This is a genomic window from Bradyrhizobium sp. BRP23, assembly GCF_020194135.1.
GTDB lineage: Bacteria > Pseudomonadota > Alphaproteobacteria > Rhizobiales > Xanthobacteraceae > Bradyrhizobium > Bradyrhizobium yuanmingense.
This window is the reverse complement of the sequence record NZ_JADYVW010000048.1, coordinates 1-905: the sequence shown is the minus strand read 5'-3', so window position 1 is coordinate 905 and position 905 is coordinate 1. Positions and strand designations below refer to the sequence as shown.

Annotated in this window: 1 protein-coding gene and 1 pseudogene; both read left to right on the top strand. The window is 61.8% G+C overall.

From position 1 onward, the window contains the following. Positions 1-326 (top strand): flagellin (locus I6F24_RS37275; RefSeq protein ID WP_276573452.1); only part of this gene is annotated, 326 nt, incomplete at its 5' end. 359 nt (positions 327-685) lie between these two features. Beyond that, a pseudogene (locus I6F24_RS37270) lies at positions 686-905 on the top strand (flagellar protein); the annotation flags it as partial.

Here is a 905-nt window from a genome sequence, read left to right as displayed (position 1 = left end):
TGGGCCTCGCCTCGCTGACCAGCGGTGTCGACTTCATCGACAACGCTGCCACCAACAAGGTGCTGACCAACCTCAACGCCGCCTCGAGCACGCTGCGCTCGCAGGCCTCGAGCCTCGGCTCGAACCTCTCGGTGGTGCAGGTCCGTCAGGACTTCAACAAGAGCCTGATCAACGTGCTGCAGACCGGCTCGTCCAACCTGACCCTGGCCGACACCAATGTTGAGGCGGCCAACAGCCAGGCGCTGTCGACCCGCCAGTCGATCGCGGTCTCCGCGCTGTCGCTGGCCAACCAGTCGCAGCAGAGCGTGCTGCAGCTGCTCCGCTAAGTCGCGGACGATATCGCAAGCAAGATCCGGCGGCGGGGCTTCGGCCCCGCCGCTTTCTTTTTGGGCCGGCGTGCGAGTGCTGCCCGGCAAGGTCGCAGCGGTGCATTCGATGCAGCCAATTGCTCACTCTCAGTTATGGTTGACAAGTCGCAAATGCCTCATCGGTGCACGGAAAAGCACCGTCCTATCATGACGATATGGGTGAGAACGCTGAGGCTCCGGATGCGCACATGGTGAATCGGTGGAGGGCCTGGCGCGACTCGCTTCATGCTTTGTTAGCCCACAACGTTCACCGTCCCGGCCATCGATTAATCCTAATCGAAGTTTTGTTGCGTTGCGTACCAGAAGGGTAACACTCAATGTCCGGTATCGTTCTCTCCGCGTCGGTTCGTCAGAACCTGCTCTCCCTCCAGTCCACCGCCGATCTTCTCGCCACCACCCAGAGCCGTCTGTCGACCGGCAAGAGCGTCAACTCGGCCCTGGACAATCCCACCAACTTCTTCACGGCCCAGTCGCTCGACAACCGCGCCAGCGACATCAACAACCTGCTCGACGGCATCGCCAACGGCGTGCAGGTGC